Origin of the sequence: Weizmannia sp. FSL W8-0401 (genome assembly GCF_038009125.1) — a bacterium.
GTDB lineage: Bacteria > Bacillota > Bacilli > Bacillales > Bacillaceae_C > Weizmannia > Weizmannia coagulans.
This window is the reverse complement of the sequence record NZ_JBBPAG010000001.1, coordinates 2853756-2871326: the sequence shown is the minus strand read 5'-3', so window position 1 is coordinate 2871326 and position 17571 is coordinate 2853756. Positions and strand designations below refer to the sequence as shown.

Sequence of the window (17571 nt, the reverse complement as noted above, 5' to 3'; positions counted from 1 at the left end):
ACATTTCAAAAAAGGAAAACATTTTTTAAATTTTTTTCAAAAAAAGGCTACCATTTTTGAAAGTTCTGTTATATAATAAAAACATGCAAAACACACTGTATTATAACAAGAAAGGGAGTGCAGATATGGAGACCAAAGCACCAGGCATTACCGTAACGGGATCCATCCAGGACGGGTATGACGAAATATTGACCCCGGAAGCGCTGCAGTTTTTGGAACAGCTGGAGCGGCATTTCGGCGAAAGGCGGCGCGAACTGCTGGCCTACAGAAAAAAACGCGATGAAGAAATCAAGTCGGGCAAGCTTCCGCATTTTCTCGAAGAAACGGCCTCCATCCGCGAATCCGACTGGACCATTGCCCCGCTTCCCGAAGATTTGCAGGACAGGCGTGTGGAGATTACCGGGCCGGTTGACCGGAAAATGGTGATCAATGCTTTGAATTCAGGCGCAAAAATATTTATGGCCTGCTTTGAAGATGCCACTTCCCCGACGTGGGAGAATATCATTGAAGGCCAGATCCATCTCCGTGATGCGGTCAACCGGACGATTACGTTTACCGGCCCGAACGGAAAAGAATACAAGCTGGCCGATCATCCCGCTGTCTTAATTGTCAGGCCGCGCGGATGGCATTTGGAAGAGAAACATATTTTAGTAGACGGCAAACCCGTATCCGGCAGTTTAACAGATTTTGGGCTCTATTTCTTCCATAATGCCCGCAGGCTCCTTGAAAACGGCACAGGCCCGTACTTTTACCTGCCAAAAATGGAAAGCCATCTGGAGGCGCGCCTTTGGAATGATGTTTTTATCTTTGCGCAAAAGTATATCGGCATCCCGAAAGGCACCATTAAAGCAACTGTCCTGATTGAAACGATCATGGCTGCATTTGAAATGGACGAAATCCTGTATGAACTGAAAGAGCATTCGGCAGGCCTCAACTGCGGGCGCTGGGATTATATTTTCAGCTATATTAAAAAACTGCGCACCAATCCGCAGTTTATTACGCCGGACAGGTCTCTCGTCACCATGACGGTACCGTTTATGCGCGCTTATTCGCTTTTGACCATTAAGACGTGCCACCGCCGGAATGCGCCGGCAATCGGGGGAATGGCTGCGCAGATCCCAGTAAAAGACGACCCGGCAAAAAATGAAGAAGCCTTCCAAAAGGTGCGCGCCGATAAAGAGCGGGAAGCAAGAGACGGGCATGACGGCACCTGGGTCGCGCATCCGGGGCTTGTGCCGGTTGCCATGGAAGCATTTAACAAAGAAATGCCCGAGCCGAACCAAATCCATTCCGGCAAGCAGATGGATTTTACGGCAACGGCAGATGATCTGCTCGCTGTGCCGCAAGGGGAAATTACGGAAAAAGGCATCCGCGAAAACATTTATGCCGGCATCCAGTACATCGAATCCTGGCTCCGGGGGAGGGGCGCTGTGCCGATCTCGAACTTAATGGAAGATGCGGCGACGGCTGAAATTTCACGCACCCAGCTTTGGCACTGGATTCGCCATCCGAAAGGCGTGCTTGCAGACGGCAGAAAAGTGACGATTGAGCTATATGAACAAATCAAAGCGGAAGAACTGGAACGCATCCGCCGGGAAATCGGGGAGGAATATTACCGGGCCGGCCGTTTTGAAGAAGCAGTGGCCTTGTTTGACCGGCTTGTCAAAGAAGATGAATTTATTGAATTTTTAACCTTGCCGGCGTATGAACTGCTGGGCTGATAGAATGGCAATTTGACAATGAATGAACGCAACAAGGGGAGACGTGCAATGAAAGGCTCTTGAGCCATATAGAGAGGAATCGTGTGAATATCACAAATCGCTCTATATGTTAGCTGCTTTCGCCGCAGCTGTAACAAAGGGGAATCGTTTGAACCCCGAGGAAGCCTTATTTTGCCTGCGGCTTTACATTATATTGAAAAAATGGGAGGAATTTTTGATGGTAAACGAAAAAGCGCTTGAACTGAAACGAAGCTGGGAGAAAGATGAAAGGTGGCAGGGGATTGTCCGCCCGTATTCTCCGGAAGACGTGCTCAAACTGAGGGGTTCTGTTCAAATTGAATATACTTTGGCGCGCAGGGGGGCGGAAAAATTCTGGAACCTGCTGCATACGGAAGAGTATATCCATGCATTGGGCGCACTCACGGGAAATCAGGCTGTCCAGCAGGTAAAGGCCGGATTGAAAGCCATTTATTTAAGCGGCTGGCAGGTTGCAGCTGATGCGAACCTGGCCGGGCAAATGTATCCGGACCAAAGCCTGTATCCGGCGAACAGCGTGCCGAATGTCGTCAAACGGATCAACCAGGCCTTGCAGCGCGCCGACCAGATCCACCATGCAGAAGGGGACGAACGGATTGATTGGTTTGCACCGATCGTTGCCGATGCAGAAGCCGGATTTGGCGGCCCGTTAAACGTATTCGAACTGACAAAAGCGATGATCGAAGCGGGCGCCGCGTCTGTCCATCTTGAAGATCAGCTTTCTTCCGAGAAGAAATGCGGCCATTTGGGCGGCAAAGTGTTGCAGCCGACACAAACAGCCATCCGCCACTTGATTGCAGCCCGCCTTGCTGCTGATGTCATGGGCGTGCCGACCGTTATTATTGCCCGTACGGATGCAAATGCGGCAAATCTGATCACAAGCGATGTTGACCCGTATGATGCGCCATTTATCACCGGGGAACGGACAGCGGAAGGCTTTTACCGCACGCAGGCAGGCATAGACCAGGCGATTGCCCGCGGACTTGCTTATGCGCCATATGCCGATATGATCTGGTGCGAAACGAGCGAGCCGAATCTGGATGAAGCACGCCGGTTTGCAGAAGCGATCCATGAAAAATTCCCGGGCAAACTTTTGGCTTACAACTGCTCGCCGTCTTTCAACTGGAAGAAGAAACTTGATGACAAAACGATCGCGAACTTCCAGAAAGAAATTGCGCGCATGGGCTATAAATTCCAGTTCGTCACGCTTGCCGGCTTCCATGCCTTGAACCACAGCATGTTTGAACTGGCCCGCAACTACCGCGACCGCGGCATGGCGGCCTATTCCGAACTGCAGCAGGCAGAATTTGCGAACGAACAATATGGTTACACGGCAACACGCCATCAGCGCGAAGTCGGCACCGGCTATTTCGATGAAGTATCGATGGTCATCTCAGGCGGCACTTCTTCTACTACCGCACTTACAGGATCGACCGAGCAAGAACAATTCACCCATTAATGGGGACCCGTAAAACGGAGAGGCTGAAGCAGCTTCTCCGTTTTCTTTTTTGCAACCCCCGGCGCCCCCCTTGCTTAAGGGCGGGCTTTTCTGCTATGATCAATAGTATTGCAGGGTTCGATTCGCCCCATATGAACGGACAGTCAGGCCCCGCTTTCCGGGCCGTGCTGCGGGGCAATGAACTGCACGCCCGATTGGGTTCCACGTACAATTGATGCGACTTTTATAACGGAGGTGAAAGGCTATGCCTGATATTTCAAAAGAACAAGTCCAACACGTTGCCGACCTAGCACGCCTTGAAATGAATGAGACGGAAACGGAGAAATTTGCGAAACAGCTGGGGGATATTATCCATTTTGCGGAATCATTAAATGAACTTGACACAACAGGGGTTCTGCCGACCACGCACGTGCTTGAAATCCGCAATGTCATGCGCGAAGATACGGTGGAAAAAGGACTGCCGCGCGAGCTTGTGTTGAAAAATGCGCCGGATACCCAGGACGGAATGATCCGTGTGCCGACAATCGTAGAATAAGGAGGGGAAAGCATGTCTTTATTTGACCATAAAATCTCGGAACTTCACGAGTTTTTACATAATAAGGAAGTTAAAGTTTCAGAACTTGTTGATGAAGCGTATCAAAAGATTTCAGAAACAGACGGCAAAGTGAAAGCTTTTTTAACATTGGATGAAGAACGGGCCCGCAAAACCGCAGCGGAACTGGACGGCAAAATCGGCTCGCCGGAAGCTGAAAATATGCTGTTCGGCATGCCGATCGGAATCAAGGATAATATTGTCACGAAAGATTTGCGGACAACCTGTGCTAGCAAAATCCTTGAAAACTTCGATCCCATTTATGATGCCACGGTCATGGAGAAATTACATAAGGAAAATACGATCACAATCGGCAAATTGAATATGGATGAGTTTGCGATGGGTTCGTCGACGGAAAATTCCGCATTCCAAATCACCCGCAACCCTTGGAACCTGGATACGGTGCCGGGCGGTTCTTCCGGCGGTTCGGCTGCAGCGGTGGCAGCGGGGGAAGTGCCGTTTGCGCTTGGATCTGATACAGGCGGTTCGATCCGCCAGCCGGCCGCATTTTGCGGGGTTGTCGGAATGAAGCCAACTTACGGGCGTGTTTCCCGTTTTGGCCTTGTCGCATTCGCCTCTTCTCTTGACCAGATCGGGCCGATTACCCGGACCGTGGAAGACAATGCCTATCTGTTACAGGCAATTTCCGGGCTTGACCGGCATGACTCCACTTCCGCCGATGTGGAAGTGCCGGATTATGTGGAGGCGCTCAAAGGCGATGTAAAAGGCTTGAAAATTGCCGTGCCGAAAGAATACTTAGGCGAAGGCGTCAGCGAAGAAGCGCGCCAGGCTGTTCTCGATGCCTTGAAAGTGCTGGAAAAGCTCGGCGCCACATGGGAAGAAGTGTCGCTGCCGCATTCGAAATACGGCGTGGCCGCCTATTATCTGCTTGCTTCATCCGAAGCGTCTTCCAACCTGGCCCGTTTTGACGGCGTCCGCTACGGCTACCGTTCGAAAAATGCAACCAGCCTCGAAGAATTATATAAAAAGACCCGTTCGGAAGGTTTCGGGGACGAAGTAAAACGCCGCATTATGCTCGGGACTTTTGCGCTAAGCGCGGGTTATTACGATGCGTACTACAAAAAAGCACAACAGGTCCGCACCCTGATCAAAAAAGACTTTGATGATGTGTTCGAAAAATATGATGTCATCATCGGGCCGACCACGCCGACTGCGGCCTTTAAAATCGGGGAAAAAATTGAAGACCCGTTAACAATGTATGCGAATGATATTTTAACCATTCCGGTCAACCTGGCAGGCGTCCCGGGGATCTCTCTTCCATGCGGGTTTGCAGGCGGTCTGCCATTAGGGCTGCAAATCATCGGGAAGCATTTTGACGAAAGCACTGTGTACCGCGTTGCCCATGCATTTGAACAGGCAACGGACTTCCATAACCAAAAACCGCAATTGTAAGGGGTGAAAAAGATGAATTTTGAAACAGTGATCGGGCTTGAAGTGCACGTTGAATTAAAAACCAATACAAAAATTTTCTCGCCGGCGCCTGCGCATTTCGGGGCAGAACCGAATACGAACACCAATGTCATCGATCTCGGCTATCCGGGCGTGCTTCCGGTACTGAATAAAAAAGTGGTTGACTACGCAATGAAGGCCGCAATGGCGCTGAACTGCGAAATTGCAACCGAAACGAAATTCGACCGGAAAAACTATTTTTACCCGGACAACCCGAAAGCTTATCAGATTTCCCAATTTGATAAACCGATCGGGAAAAACGGCTGGATTGAAATCGAAGTGGACGGCGTAAAGAAAAAGATCGGCATTACCCGCATTCATATGGAAGAAGACGCCGGGAAACTGTTCCACGCGGCAAATGAAGGGTATTCTCTCGTCGATTTGAACCGCCAGGGCACGCCACTTATTGAAATTGTCTCGGAACCGGATATCCGTACGCCGGAAGAAGCGTATGCGTATCTTGAAAAATTAAAATCCATCATTCAATATACCGGCGTTTCCGACTGCAAAATGGAAGAAGGGTCACTCCGCTGCGATGCCAATATTTCCATCCGTCCAATCGGGCAGGAAACATTCGGCACGAAAACCGAACTGAAAAACCTGAACTCGTTCAACTATGTGCGCAAAGGCCTGCAGTATGAGCAGGAACGCCAGAAACAAGTGCTGCTTGCAGGCGGTGTGATCCAACAGGAAACACGCCGTTTTGACGAAGCAACCGGCAAAACGATTCTGATGCGGGTGAAAGAAGGCTCGGACGATTACCGTTATTTCCCGGAACCGGACCTTGTGGATCTGTATATTGATGACGCCTGGAAAGAACGGGTGCGCGCCGAAATCCCGGAACTGCCGGACGAACGGAAAAAGCGTTACACGGAAGAACTCGGGCTCCCGGCTTATGATGCCATGGTGCTCACACTGACGAAAGAAATGTCCGATTTTTTTGAAGCGACGATCGCAGCCGGCGCCGATGCAAAACAGGCATCGAACTGGCTGATGGGCGAAGTGTCCGCTTACTTGAATTCAGCCCAGAAAGAACTGCATGATATTGCGCTTACACCGGAAAGCCTTGCCGGCATGATCAAATTGATCGAAAACGGCACGCTCTCTTCAAAATTGGCGAAGAAGGTTTTCCGCGAACTGGTCGAAAAAGGCGGCGACCCGGAAAAAATCGTCAAGGAAAAAGGGCTTGTGCAAATTTCTGATGAAGGCGAGCTTTTAAAGATTGTGACAGAAGTACTGGATAAAAATGAACAATCCATTATTGACTATAAAAACGGTAAAGACCGGGCGCTCGGCTTTTTGGTCGGGCAGGTCATGAAAGCGACAAAAGGGCAGGCCAACCCGCCGATTGTCAATAAACTGCTGATCCAGGAAATGAATAAACGGTAATTTTTCAAAAAAGCGGTGCGCCCCACCGCTTTTTTGTTTTAAAATGCGGAGATCGGGTATATAACGAAAGGGTGAAATTGACGATAGGAGGCTGCAAACAATGTGTGATCGCCTATTTGAACTGACAACCACGTGTGCATATTGTTTGAGAAAAGCCGGCAAAGAAATTGATGCTGTTTATCCGGTGTATGACTGGAAAACAAACAAACTGCTCGGTTATTATTGCAAAGAACATTTTTTAAAAGTGAAAATCCGGAATTTGATCGAAGAAACCGTTGAAAAACAGGCAAATCCGGTAGAAGCTTAAAATACCTGCGATACAGTTGCCAGTTGAATAGAAGGTTGAATGCATAAAAAGAGCGGGCAAAATGGATGCCGGCTCTTTTTATGTAAGCGCATCCAAAATGAATATCTTTTCAAAATGTACTGCCAAATCCGGCGGGCTGTGCTATAATAATGATGACAATTGGAGAAAAAGAAAGAGAGTGCGAACAACGGCAAAAAACCGGTTCAGCGTGCGGGCTGAACCGGTTTGGGTGAAATCATTCCTCTTAATCTTCACCGTTGTTTTTCGCTCTTGCGTTACCGCCTTTTTCTCCGATTTCCTGATAGAATTCTTTGTCATGGCTGTCAGCAGTGGCTTCTCCGCCTTTTTTGCCAATTTCCTGATAGAATTCTTTATCATGATTTTCCGCTGTAGATTCTCCGCCTTTTTTGCCGATTTCCTGATAGAATTCTTTGTCGTGGCTGTCAGCAGTAGCTTCCCCGCCCTTTTTGCCGATATCTTGATAGAATTCCTTGCCATGTTTTTCGGCAGTGGTTTCTCCGCCTTTTTTGCCGATTTCCTGATAGAATTCTTTATCGTGGCTGTCAGCAGTAGCTTCTCCGCCTTTGCGACCTGCTTCTTCTACTGTCATTTTTTTATCTTTGTCTGCCATTCAAAATCTCTCCTTTGTTCGGTGATTGTGAATATCGCTTACAGTAACATATATACCATCGTCCAGCAGGAATAAACTTCAACCAAAAAATAATAGACAAAAATGGAATCATCTTTAAGCAGCGCCCGGCCGGAAAACGTTGCAAAAACGGACATGCATCCTTTGGGAGGCCGTTTTGGAGGGGTGGAAACCGGGGTGGGCAAATTGATTTTTGAAGGCTTCAAAAAAAAGACCAAAAAGAGAGTCGAAATCCGAGCGAATTGTCCTTTTGGGGGGTTCAAAAAGACAAAAGAGAGCTGGAATCCGGTCGAATTGTCCTTTTGGAGGCTTCAAAAAGACAAAAGAGAGCTGTAATCTGAGTGAATTGTCCTTTTGGAGGTCTCAAAAAGACAAAATAGCCCCGGACCAGGAGAAAACTGTCTTTTTAGAGAGTTCAAAAAGACAAAAGAGAGCCGGACCAGTGTCAAATTGTCCTTTTGAAGATTTCAAAAAGACAAAAGAAAGCCAGACCTGTCCTTTTGGAGGTCTCAAAAAGACAAAATAGACCCGGACCGGGAGCAAATTGTCCTTTTAAAGGCTCCAATAAGGAAATAAGAGCCTGTAAGCTGCGCGTCTACTGCTGAAACGTTTATAATGGAATAGAGGTGCATGTCGGGCCTGCTGGTCACTTTTTTCATCCCTATTGTTGCGAAAAAAAGGTTTTTTCATGCCGGGCAGCGAAAAGAACGGATAAAGCACTTGAAAGGGGAAAGGAAAATGGAAGAACAGGTGGAGGCTTATTTGAATTACTTAAAGCTTGAACATGAAGAGCCGGGGCTGAATTTTTTGCAGCGGCTTATCCAGCACCATCTTTCCTATGTTCCCTATGAAACGTTCAGCAAGTTTCATTACTTCCGTGAGGGGATTTACATACCTCCGTTTGAGACTTTTGTGGAGCATTTATGGGAAAAAGGATGGGGCGGCACCTGTTTTACATTAAACATCAATTTTGCGCGGCTGTTGCGCAGCCTCGGTTTTCAATGCTCCTTTGTGCGTGTGGTGCCCGGCCATGTTGCGCTGATGGTTTTATTGAACGGAAAAAAACTGTATGTGGATGTCGGCTACGGCTCCCCGATCATGAAGCCGGTTGAACTTGAATCAAAACGGCGCCACGTGCTCCACGGTTTTGGCGAAGACATCATTTTTACGCAGCTTGAGCCCGGCCGTTACGAAATCGACCGCCGTTCCAACGGGAAATCTTTTGTGAAAAAAACGATTGAGTGGCTGCCGCTTACGGAAGACGATTTGAAAGAAGATATCCGTGCATCTTACCTTGACGACAACGCCAACCAGACGATGCGCAGGGTGACCGCCGTGCGCTTCAACGGGCGGGAATGCTACTATTTGCGCGACCGCTCATTAAAGATTATGAACTACCGCAATATCCGCGAGTTGCACATGCGGGACTTCGGCCGCTGGAAAGATACCATCGGGGAAGTGTACCAGATCGGCGAAGATGCTTTGCTGGAAACGATTCAATTTCTGGATGAGCGCGGCATCCGGTTGTTCAGCCGGTGATGATGCGCAAGTATGGAGAGTTTTAGGGTGCACGCACAAATCATCCGTGCCTGCACGTTCCCTTTTCTTGAACCACATAAGGCAGCCCCCACGAACACGGCAGCCGAAAAGGCGCCTTTTTGCAGCCAAGGCGCACACCGCACCGCGCTGTTAGTGGATTTTTTTCCAAAAAAGTTGTATGATAATTCAGTGGATGCATGAAGGATTTGCCCCATGCAGAAAGAACGGACAACATATCGATCAGTTTCCCTATCCGGATCTGTTTTGGGGAAACTGTCCTTTGCCTGCACGAAACGGGATTACATAATACGCATGTACATCAACATAAATAAGGATGATGCGAATGAAACGAGCAAGAATCATATATAACCCGACTTCCGGCCGTGAAGCGTTTAAGCGCCATCTCCCGGATGTGCTGCAAAAATTAGAGCTGGCCGGATATGAAACATCCTGCCATGCCACAACCGGCGCCGGCGATGCCATCAAAGCGGCAAGGAAAGCGGTTGAACGCAAGTATGATATTGTCGTGGCAGCCGGCGGGGACGGCACGATCAACGAAGTCGTCAACGGCATTGCCGAACAGGATTACCGGCCGAAACTCGGCGTCATCCCAATGGGTACGACAAATGATTTTGCGCGCGCACTGCAAATCCCGCGTGATGTGCAGGCGGCAACGGAAATTATCGTAAAAGGCGATACCCTTCCGGTTGATATCGGGAAAATGAATGAGAAATATTTTATCAATATCGGCGGCGGCGGGCGGCTCACGGAACTGACATATGATGTGCCAAGCCGGCTGAAGACGATGCTCGGCCAGCTCGCTTATTATTTAAAAGGAATTGAAATGCTGCCTTCGATCCGCGCGACCCAGATGACGATTGAATATGACGGGAAGCTGTTTGAAGGCGAAGCGATGATGTTTTTAATTGGCCTGACGAATTCCATCGGCGGTTTTGAAAAACTTGCTCCGGACTCTTCGATCAATGACGGCCTGTTTACATTAATGATTTTGAAAAAAACGAACCTGGCCGAGTTCATTCGGGCTGTTACCCTTGCGCTGCGCGGCGAACATCTGAATGACCCGAACGTCATTTATACCTCTGCCAGCCGCGTAAAAGTTCATTCGCCGGATAAAATTTTATTAAATCTGGACGGCGAACTCGGCGGAGAAGCCCCTGCCGTTTTTGAAAACCTGTACCGCCATCTCGAAGTCTTTGCGCCGCTTGACAAAATCCGCCCGCAAGACAGGGTTGACTGACAAAAGAGCAGGAAGCGGGGCATGCAGACTGCCGGCTCCAGCGCTTTTTAAATCAGTATCCAATCCGGCATTTTGTGCCCCAAATGGCAACCACTGCCCTGGCAAAAACGCCGGAAGCAGTATAAAAAGCTCCCGGCGTTTTACAATCAACTTTCTTTTTTCAATGCGGAAAGGCTGTCGTTAAATTCTTCTTCGATGCCCGCATGGTGTTTGTAGGTTGCGATGCTGACAATCATGCTGATAATCAGGTTAAAGGCAAATCCCGGTACCATGGAGTATAATTTGGCATCCAGGCCGGACACGGTCCAGACTATCACTGTCACGGCACCTACAATCATACCGAAAAGGGCACCCCAGTGGTTCATCTTGCGCCAGAACAGGCTCAAAAAGATCACCGGCCCGAATGATGCGCCAAACCCGGCCCATGCATAGCTGACGAGCTGCAAAATGGTGGAATCGCGGTTTAAAGCAAGCAGCGCGGCGGCAACAGAAACGACAAGCACCGCGAGCCTGCCGAAAAATACCAACTCTTTATCCGAAGCATTGCGGCGGAAGAAGAGCTTATACAGATCTTCTGTCAGCGCACTTGAAGTGACAAGCAGCTGGGACGAGACGGTGCTCATAATCGCCGCAAGCACTGCTGCCAGCACAAATCCGGCAATGAGCGGATGGAATAAAATCTGCCCAAGCTGGATAAAAACCGTTTCCGGATTATCCAATTTATGGCCGGGCTGATGGAAATAAGCGATCCCGATCAGCGCAGTAAGGGATGTGCCGATCAGCGATAAAATCATCCAGCTGATCCCGATTCTGCGCGCGCTTTTTGTTTCTTTTACCGATTTAATTGCCATGAAACGGACAATAATATGCGGCTGGCCGACATAGCCGAGCCCCCACGCGAGCGCGGAAATGATCCCCAATGCCGTTGTCCCTTTAAAAAAGTCAAGCAAATCCGGATTGATCGATTTCACGGTATGGAAGGTTTCAACTGGCCCGCCCGTTTTGGTAAAAGCGACAATCGGCACGAGCACGAGTGCGATGACCATGATCAGCCCCTGGACAAAATCAGTCCATGAAACAGCGAGAAATCCGCCGAAAAGCGTGTACAGTACAACCACGCCCGCCACGATGACCAACCCTACATAATAGGACGTATGGAATGAGTTTTCAAAAAAGACGGCTCCGGATACCATCCCAGAAGAAACATAAAGCGTGAAGAAAATTAAAATGACAAGTGCGGAAACAAGCCGCAGCATTTTGGTCGGGTCTTTAAAACGGTTTTCAAGATAAGAAGGGATCGTTATGGAATCACCGGCCACCTTTGTATAGGAGCGGAGACGCGGTGCCACAAGCCGCCAGTTTAAATATGCCCCGATCGTCAACCCGATCGCAATCCATGCATCGGCAAGCCCGGTCAGATAAATGCCCCCCGGCAATCCCATCAACAGCCAGCCGCTCATATCAGCAGCGCCTGCGCTTAAAGCGGCAACAGCAGGGCCGAGCGAACGACCGCCGAGCATATAATCATCGAGGTTGCTCGTCCGCCGGTAAGCCACCCATCCGATCCAGAGCATCAGCACCATATAAATGGCGATGGAAATCATTTTTAATGTTTGATCACTCAAGAAGCGTTTCCCCCTTTGTTTTTGGTCCTTTCAACAACATTTTATCATCATAATATCTGTTTAATAAAGGTGTATTTTTAAAACCGGCCGAATATTCAAGAAAACAGTCTGCGGCAACGGATTGTTTTTCGCATTCAAGGCCGCTATATGTTAAAATTTCCGTAGCCATTAAGACGAAAAGGAAGACAGCCATGAAAAAAACATTACCGGTCCAAAAGAACGAAGAAATAGAGGTTGTTTTTGAAGATTTGACGCATGACGGCGCAGGGGTAGCGAAGGTGGACGGCTACCCGCTGTTTATTAAAAACGGCCTGCCGGGGGAGAAAGCTCGTATTAAAGTCATCAAAGCCAACAAGAACTACGGGATCGGCCGCCTCCTTGAGCTGTACGAAAAGAGCCCGTACCGTGTCGATATCCCGAAAGAAGAGGCGCCGAAATACGGCGGCTGCCAGCTTGCGCATATAAGCTATACCGGCCAGCTCAAGTACAAGGAAAATCAGGTGCGCCAGGCACTTGCCCGGATTGGGAAAATTGAAGGCGCCCACATCCACCCGATTATCGGCATGGACAACCCGTGGCATTACCGGAACAAAGCCCAGGTGCCGGTCGGCGAAAAAGACGGAAAACTCGTAGCCGGCTTTTTCAAACCGAGAACCCATGAAATACTCGATGCCGATGAGAGCGTAATCCAGCTTCCGGCGGTAAACGAAGCTGTCCGGGCAGTAAAAGAAATCTGCCGGGAACTTCGCATCCCGGCTTACGACGAAGAACATCACAGCGGCGTCCTCCGCCACATCATGGCGCGTTACGGGAGGGAGACCGGCGAGCTGATGGTCGTGCTGATCACGAGAACAGCGGAACTGCCGCACCAGAAAAAACTCGTGGATGCGATTGTGTCGCGCCTGAAACAGGTGAAGTCAATCGTGCACAACGTCAACCCGAGGCGCACAAACGTGATTTTGGGGGAGAGAACCAAAGTACTGTGGGGAAATGAGGCCATTTACGATAAAATCGGGGATGTGAAATTCGCCATCTCCGCGCTTTCTTTTTACCAAGTCAATCCCGTCCAGACAAAGGTGCTTTATGATAAAGCCCTTGAATACGCGGGTTTGAACGGCAACGAGTCGGTGATTGACGCCTATTGCGGTATCGGCACGATCTCATTGTTTTTGGCGCAAAAAGCCCGCAAAGTGTTCGGAGTCGAAGTCGTTCCGGAAGCGATTGAAGATGCAAAACGCAATGCGGCGCTCAACGTCATCACGAATGTGGAGTTTGAAGCGGGCACAGCGGAAACGGTCATCTCAAAATGGTACGAGGCAGGCAACAAGGCAGATGTCTTAGTGGTCGACCCGCCGCGCAAAGGCTGTGATGAAGCCCTGCTGCAGACGATTCTAGAGATGAAGCCGAAAAAGGTCGTCTATGTCTCCTGCAACCCGGCAACACTGGCAAGAGACTTGCGGATCCTGGAAGACGGAGGATACCGTACGGTGGACGTACAGCCTGTTGACATGTTTCCGCATACGACGCACGTTGAGTGCGTTTCGCAGATAGTTTTAAAATGAAAAAATGAGGCAAGATAAGGTTTCTCTCTTGCCTCTATTCAATTTTTGGTGTGGTAAACCGGTAATGAATTATTGGTGTACCGTCCTCTTTTACCTCGATTCGATTAATCAGTCGATGGAGAATATCCTCGGTTAATTCATCGAAATTTAGGAATTGAAGTAATTCCTTTTTAAGCTTTTCAATCGTTTCGATTACATCCTCGCTTTCCATCAATGAAAGAAGTTCATTTTTCTGTTCCATTAATTCAGTTAAATCCTTGTTCGTTGCTTCAATACTCTCTTGATATTCTTCATTGGTAATGATTCCGTCAGCTAACAGGTTGATGAATTTCCTTTTTCGATTTTTTAAAACATCCATCTGTTTGTTAATCTTATTGATTTTCTTTTGAGAATCCGATTTTGTACTTTTCGATTTTCTCTCCATCTTCTTTATATATTGCTCTTTGTCAATTTGATGAATTAAGGATTTTATGTCATTTAGAATTGTTTCTTTTAAAAAATCCTCTTTTATTTTGTGGGCGGTACAAGCTTTTTTTCCATGACGCGCATAAGCCCCACAAATGTATCCGTCTCGATTGCTTCGGAACCACATACCTGTACCACAATCGGCACAAAAGAGGACATTAGTAAAAAGATGTATCTTGGGTGCCGTAATATATTTTCTTCTCTGCTCTAATTTGATAGCTAAAATCCACACACGTGGAAGTAAATGTAAAATATGGAATCCAAATCTATAATTTCAGGTGGTTGAAGGTATACTTTCCCCCTCCCCACCTTTGCGGGCTTTTTAATTTCCAGTATTCAGTTCCTGTCTCTCAATCAATCATGCGCACACTTTGAATCATTTTCCGGAATGCCCATTTGTGGGCATATGTCTCACAAATGTTCAATGAGACCCTCCGGCTGTGAGACGTCAGCACGCCGGCCGAATAAATAAACTCTCTTCGAAACCGCCTGATGGTATAGGACTTGAACGCAGCCGGGCAATGGTCCTTTTTAAAGATCTCGAATAAATTGTACGCCAGTAATTTAATCAGAAGATCCATATGATTTGCCCCGAAAGAATCTGTTGGAATCTTGTCCATCGAAAAACCATATTTAGACTCTTTGATATAGTTTTCCAGACAGGCTCTCTGATTGTAAAATCTCCAAATATCCATAGGTTCCCAGTCCATCGTTGTCACAATGGCTTCATAATCCCAGAGAAAATCAAACAATTGAAGCTGGTCTTCCTCATACTTGTCAGCTTTTCGGATGACCGCAACTCTTCTTGGCTTTTCCCAGGAAGTTGCTTGGTAGTAGACTGTTTTTCCCTCTATAACAATCAGCTCATCATCAACATACCGGATCCACGGAGAATTGTCGTTTTCAACATACTTTTTCAATCTTGATGTCCATTTCAGTTTGCCGGCGTAGTTAATCTTCTGCTGCTCCCAATAACTGTAAAACTTTTCTCCGCCAAATCCCTTGTCAAAACGGGCGTACCGGATAAGGTACTGAGCGGAAAGCAATCGATAGGTTTCCTCGGCAAATTCAATTCCGTTGTCAGCTGAATGGACGTTTCCCGGTCTTAGCACACCGTTTAAGCAAAGATGGGATTTTCCTTCAAAAACGAGAAGGGGGTGGTAGCTTTTTCTGCCCGGCTTATGGGGGTTCACCCCGATTTTCGCTCCCTCCTGGTTTCCATAAACCGTTTCGACACTTGAATCAAAGTCAAGAATGAGATCGGAATCCAGCCATGGTTCGATGATGTCCATCACCCGTTCTTTGAATTCTATGGCAGCATCTTCGATTTTCTCCAACCTTAATAGATCCTTGCTTAAAAGCGTATAATGCGGGCATTTTCCTCCTAAGAAAGCACGAATCAAAGGGTCATTCTGGAGTGATTGAAAATGAAACATACGGGAGCAATCTGCCATCCAGCCCGCAATCAGATATACAAATATTTTACTTAGAGGAAATTTGGCATTGTCTTTCTTTAGAGCCTCTGCCAAAATAAAAATATACCCTTGAGCGAGGCTCTGGAAAATTAATTATCCCGATTTTTTTGCCTTTTCATCCAGATTTTCAATTCAATAGAAGTAAAACGGTCATTTTCCTTCAAAAAAAGGGCATACGTATCCCGCCTTCACAAAATGGGTTTTTTTCACTACCCTTTGTGGAAAGGAAACGCTCATTTTACTTATTCACATATCCACCTGTGAATAACTTAATTTGCTCTTTGCAGCCGATTGCGTGTCCATCCACAATTGGCCTTTCCTGTCTGATGGTACGCCATATTTGCCATGATGTGCATAGATATCATGCATCGATCTACATGAGCTTCAACTGCCTGTTTCCCACGCTTGTGAACACGACGGAGACTGTATCCGTCTTTTAAAATGCCAAAGATTCTTTCGATGATCGTCCTGGCACTATATAACACTTCAAATGTGCGACCATGTTGAGGCAACTCGACATCTACTTGAGGCGTTTGATCAAAGTCCATCCTAAATACTCTTCCTTGTGCTGCCCCATTACAACATTCCGCGTGATTCGCTAGCGGGCAGGTGAGACCTTCTTGCTTGGCATTTGGATGAAATACAGGACAAGTGTAAATATATTGCCCCTTTTCCCGATCAGATCCTCTAAGTTCCATTTTATGTCCACTGATACAGATGGGAGTGCCGTACCGGTTGATTTTTTCAATCCCTCGGGCGGTAGTTGGTTTATCTTTACGGTTCCGTGGATTGATCGGTGCCACCAATTTCGCCTGTAATACATCCTTTGTCACTTTTTGATTTTCCGGCGTTTGGTAGATTCCATCTGCCAGGATAAAGCTCAACTGCTCAGCCATCTCGGGGTGCTCTGCCTTAAACGTCTCCAATGTCGGTTCTAATGTTTTCCCATCGGGTGTATTTCCTTTAAATACTTCCCGCGTCAAAGGCAAACCGGATCTCACCCCGCATACCATTGATAATTTATGCGCAATATAGGAAACTGCATTACTTTTACACATTACCCCTACATTGTCGTCCGTAAGGACTTTGGGGCAATCGCAATCACCCTCACAAGAACACGTCTTCCTTGTTTTATTCAAGGTTGCTTCTGCCTCTATATGCGATGTATCCACGGCGGCTGCTTCCTCATTCGTTTCAACCACGCCTTCCCCTTTATTATATTCAACAACCAATAGCCGGGCTTTTTCCCAAAGACCATTTGTTGTCATGATTTGATCAAAACGAGCAAAGGAACGGTAGCTCGGAATTTTCTCCGTAAATCCACACATGGTGGCAAATAGCGGGTTTGATTTCACTTGCAAATAGACACTCTCCACCATCACTTCAATATACTGTAAAGAGGCCAGTTCAAAAGCACGAAAAAAGGGCATGAAAGGATGCGGTTTTCTCCCAGTGGAAGGGAGATGAAATAATGAAGACGCAGACTTGTCTTCTTCCTCCGTTATTGAAAATAGTGCCGGTTGTATTTCATTAGAAGGATCATGTGCTCTTTCATTTTTTAGGTGCAAATATAAAAGGGTGTAGTATTCTCGTTCAATCGGCTTAAAAATCTCCCATGGGAAACACATGGCTGGAATGACAAATGGTATATCGGCATAGTCTTGCCAATTGTGGGGAATCAAATTTTGTTGTATTGAAAAGTCTCTGGTTTGTGTTAGAATAGAAATAGTCATGAAATCACTCCCTGGATATTTGGTCGTACTTATATCTTAACAAAGGAGTGGCTTTCATGGCTCTTTTTTTTTCAAAAAAAATCATCCTTTTCCGTTTTACAATATTTACCACGGGAATGAGTAGCTTAATCTATTGAAACCCGCCCAAAACCGACCAAAGTGGAAAAATTTAGACACTTATAATAAATAAATTTACCCCATTAAAATCAAAAACTCACAATTTCTTTTTACATTTGTCATAATGTTCCTACAAACGTCTTTTTTCTTTAGTGGAATAAATCAACGACCTTT

At 47.3% G+C, this 17571-nt stretch carries 14 protein-coding genes and 1 pseudogene; 10 read left to right on the top strand and 5 right to left on the bottom strand.

The features are described 5' to 3' along the window. Window positions 1-125 precede the first annotated feature (125 nt). The 6 genes from aceB to NSU00_RS13930 all read left to right on the top strand — a co-directional run bounded on the left by aceB (window position 126) and on the right by NSU00_RS13930 (window position 6974). The gene (gene aceB, locus NSU00_RS13955) at window positions 126-1721 is read left to right on the top strand and encodes a malate synthase A (RefSeq protein ID WP_029142033.1); all 1596 of its coding nucleotides are present in this window, start codon (window positions 126-128) and stop codon (window positions 1719-1721) included. Window positions 1722-1938: 217 nt separating this feature from the next. Beyond that, a complete protein-coding gene (aceA, locus tag NSU00_RS13950) occupies window positions 1939-3216 on the top strand; it encodes an isocitrate lyase (protein ID WP_237348622.1) in 1278 nt (425 codons plus the stop codon). A gap of 244 nt (window positions 3217-3460) precedes the next feature. After that, window positions 3461-3751, top strand: a complete 291-nt coding sequence (gene gatC / locus NSU00_RS13945) for an Asp-tRNA(Asn)/Glu-tRNA(Gln) amidotransferase subunit GatC (RefSeq protein ID WP_013860580.1) — start codon at window positions 3461-3463, stop codon at window positions 3749-3751. A gap of 12 nt (window positions 3752-3763) precedes the next feature. Next, a complete protein-coding gene (gene gatA, locus NSU00_RS13940; protein WP_327076338.1) occupies window positions 3764-5221 on the top strand; it encodes an Asp-tRNA(Asn)/Glu-tRNA(Gln) amidotransferase subunit GatA in 1458 nt (485 codons plus the stop codon). A 12-nt stretch (window positions 5222-5233) separates the two neighbouring features. Beyond that, window positions 5234-6667, top strand: a complete 1434-nt coding sequence (gene gatB / locus NSU00_RS13935) for an Asp-tRNA(Asn)/Glu-tRNA(Gln) amidotransferase subunit GatB (RefSeq protein ID WP_013860578.1) — start codon at window positions 5234-5236, stop codon at window positions 6665-6667. A 100-nt stretch (window positions 6668-6767) separates the two neighbouring features. Continuing rightward, the gene (locus NSU00_RS13930) at window positions 6768-6974 is read left to right on the top strand and encodes a hypothetical protein (protein ID WP_061575007.1); all 207 of its coding nucleotides are present in this window, start codon (window positions 6768-6770) and stop codon (window positions 6972-6974) included. Between the two features lie 244 nt (window positions 6975-7218). On the opposite strand, the gene NSU00_RS13925 is transcribed toward NSU00_RS13930, so the two are convergent. Beyond that, window positions 7219-7605, bottom strand: a complete 387-nt coding sequence (locus NSU00_RS13925) for a KGG domain-containing protein (RefSeq protein WP_029142030.1) — start codon at window positions 7603-7605, stop codon at window positions 7219-7221. 102 nt (window positions 7606-7707) lie between these two features. Between NSU00_RS13925 and NSU00_RS13920 the strand changes: the two genes are divergently transcribed. The 3 genes from NSU00_RS13920 to NSU00_RS13910 all read left to right on the top strand — a co-directional run bounded on the left by NSU00_RS13920 (window position 7708) and on the right by NSU00_RS13910 (window position 10420). Further along, window positions 7708-7959 (top strand): hypothetical protein, encoded by a 252-nt coding sequence (locus NSU00_RS13920; protein ID WP_258432861.1) that lies wholly within the window; start codon window positions 7708-7710, stop codon window positions 7957-7959. A gap of 402 nt (window positions 7960-8361) precedes the next feature. Beyond that, a complete protein-coding gene (locus NSU00_RS13915) occupies window positions 8362-9162 on the top strand; it encodes an arylamine N-acetyltransferase (protein ID WP_340703051.1) in 801 nt (266 codons plus the stop codon). 343 nt (window positions 9163-9505) lie between these two features. Further along, window positions 9506-10420, top strand: coding sequence for a diacylglycerol kinase (locus NSU00_RS13910; RefSeq protein WP_061575004.1), 915 nt, complete (start codon window positions 9506-9508; stop codon window positions 10418-10420). 146 nt (window positions 10421-10566) lie between these two features. Here NSU00_RS13910 and putP read toward each other — a convergent pair whose 3' ends face one another. Beyond that, window positions 10567-12045, bottom strand: a complete 1479-nt coding sequence (putP, locus tag NSU00_RS13905; protein WP_133537645.1) for a sodium/proline symporter PutP — start codon at window positions 12043-12045, stop codon at window positions 10567-10569. A 191-nt stretch (window positions 12046-12236) separates the two neighbouring features. Between putP and rlmD the strand changes: the two genes are divergently transcribed. After that, the gene (rlmD, locus tag NSU00_RS13900) at window positions 12237-13607 is read left to right on the top strand and encodes a 23S rRNA (uracil(1939)-C(5))-methyltransferase RlmD (protein WP_340703050.1); all 1371 of its coding nucleotides are present in this window, start codon (window positions 12237-12239) and stop codon (window positions 13605-13607) included. A 34-nt stretch (window positions 13608-13641) separates the two neighbouring features. On the opposite strand, the gene NSU00_RS13895 is transcribed toward rlmD, so the two are convergent. From NSU00_RS13895 to NSU00_RS13885, 3 genes and pseudogenes are all read right to left on the bottom strand, one after another. Next, window positions 13642-14304 (bottom strand): recombinase zinc beta ribbon domain-containing protein, encoded by a 663-nt coding sequence (locus tag NSU00_RS13895; RefSeq protein ID WP_340703049.1) that lies wholly within the window; start codon window positions 14302-14304, stop codon window positions 13642-13644. A 118-nt stretch (window positions 14305-14422) separates the two neighbouring features. After that, window positions 14423-15595: pseudogene (locus NSU00_RS13890) on the bottom strand (IS1380-like element ISBco2 family transposase); the annotation flags it as partial. A 221-nt stretch (window positions 15596-15816) separates the two neighbouring features. Next, window positions 15817-17280: a transposase gene (locus tag NSU00_RS13885; RefSeq protein WP_340703048.1), complete on the bottom strand. Its 1464-nt coding sequence runs from the start codon at window positions 17278-17280 to the stop codon at window positions 15817-15819. Between the last annotated feature and the right edge of the window lie 291 nt (window positions 17281-17571).